The organism is Micromonospora sp. NPDC049799 (assembly GCF_040656655.1).
Classification (GTDB): Bacteria; Actinomycetota; Actinomycetes; order Mycobacteriales; family Micromonosporaceae; genus Micromonospora.
The window spans coordinates 1-1,880 of sequence record NZ_JBFAMU010000741.1; the positions used below are offsets into that span (position 1 = coordinate 1).

2 protein-coding genes are annotated in these 1,880 nt (G+C 74.8%); one reads left to right on the top strand and one right to left on the bottom strand.

Features of this window, described 5'->3' with window-relative positions; translation table 11 throughout:
• Window positions 1–1,258 (bottom strand): AMP-binding protein (locus AB0I76_RS28980; RefSeq protein ID WP_357042053.1); only part of this gene is annotated, 1,258 nt, incomplete at its 3' end.
• Between the two features lie 76 nt (window positions 1,259–1,334).
• Between AB0I76_RS28980 and AB0I76_RS28985 the strand changes: the two genes are divergently transcribed.
• Window positions 1,335–1,880 (top strand): DNA-3-methyladenine glycosylase (locus AB0I76_RS28985; protein ID WP_357042056.1); only part of this gene is annotated, 546 nt, incomplete at its 3' end.

Below are 1,880 nucleotides of genomic sequence, written 5' to 3' on the forward strand. Positions count from 1 at the left end.
CCATGGGTTTCCTGAAAGGGCTGCTGATCCGGCTGGCCACGACGGCGTTGGCCTTCTGGCTGGCCACGCTGCTCATCCCCGGCATCACGTTGGACCCGATCCGCAGGCCGAGGATCTTGGCGAACCGGCTGCGCCGGCCGACGATCTCCCACAGGCCGTCCGCGCCGCGCCGGGCCAGGTCGCCGGTGTGCAGCTCGTCGATCGTCCGGCCCAGCGCCAGGTCGGCGGGGGACTCGGCGTAGCCCAGCATGACGTTCGGGCCAGCGTAGACCAGCTCACCGACCGCCGGGTCCGCGTGGTCCGCGACCGGCGCGAGCCGGAAGGCGCCGCCGGGCACCGGCACGCCGATCGCCGTCGGGCGGTCGAGCGCCAGGTCCGGAGGGAGGTACGCCATCCGCGCGGTCGCCTCGGTCTGGCCGTACATGACGAAGAGGTCCCAGCCGGCCCGTCGCCCCAGCTCGGCGTAGCGCACCACCCGCTCCGGCGCGAGCCGGCCGCCGGCCTGGGTGACGTAGCGCAGGTGCGGCAGGTCCATCCCGGCGAAGCCGACCCGGTCCAGCAGGTCGAAGGTGTACGGCACCCCGGCGAACGTGGTGGCCCGGGTGGCCCGGAACAGCTCCCAGAAGCAGCCGTCGGCCACCGACAGGTCGGTCAGCACCAGCGCCGCGCCCCGGGCGAGGTGGCTGTTGACCACCGACAGGCCGTAGCAGTAGTGCAGCGGCAGCGTGGTGGCCGCCCGGTCGGTGTCCCGGATGCCCAGGTACCCGGCGATCGACTCGGCGTTGGCCTGGAGGTTGGCGTGCGACAGCCGCACCAGCTTCGGCGATCCGGTCGAGCCGGACGTGCTGAGCAGCAGCGCCAGGTCCTGGTGCAGGTCGTGGGCGGAGGCGGCCCGCCGCTGCACGATCCGCCAGCCGCCGTCGGCCGGGCCGACGACCACGTCCGGGTCGTACGCCGCCACCAGGGAGGCCACCGCCGCGTCGTGCCCGCCCGGCACCAGCAGGACGGGGTGGCCGGCGTGCAGCGCGGCCAGGTACGCCACCAGCGAGTCGAGCGTGTTCGCACCGACCACCAGGACCAGGCGGCGCGCCGTACCCAGCCGGGCGGCGGTCCGCGCGACCCGGTCGGCGAGTTCGGCGTACGTGGTCTCCCCGTCCCGGGTGATGACGGCGGGACGGTCCCCGTGGGCGGCCAGTTCGCGGACGAACGGCACCGCCCCGACGGCCGGGAGCAGGGAGGACAGGGGTGTCACGGGCACCCACTCTAAGGTAAGCCTCGCCTTATCAGTAGTGCCGGGCGACCCGCGTCACGGCCGGATAGGGTCGGTGACCGTGGTGACGTACTCCGACCGGCGACCCGCCGACCTCGCGGCCCTGGCCGATCTGCTCGCCGGCCCGGTCGTGCCGGCGGCCCGCGGCCTGCTCGGCTGCCGGCTCTCCGCCGGGGGAGTGACCGTGCGGATCACCGAGGTCGAGGCGTACGCGGGCACCGCGGGCGACCCCGCCTCACACGCCCACCGCGGCCGTACCCCGCGCAACGCGGTGATGTTCGGCCCGTCCGGGCACGCGTACGTGTACTTCACGTACGGGATGCACTGGTGCGTGAACGTGGTGACCGGCCCGGACGGGGAGGCGTCGGCGGTGCTGCTGCGCGCCGGCGAGGTGGTCGACGGCCTCGACGTGGCCCGGGAACGGCGAGCCGCCGTACGCCGGGACGTCGATCTCGCGCGCGGACCCGCCCGGCTCTGCGCGGCCCTCGCCATCGACCGGGCCGCCTACGGCGTGGCTCGACTCCGGGCAGACCGAAGTCATCGACATGCCCTGCGGCGCCACCCAAGAGAGCAAGTGCCCCGCCTGCGCCACCCGCGCCCGCCGGCTACG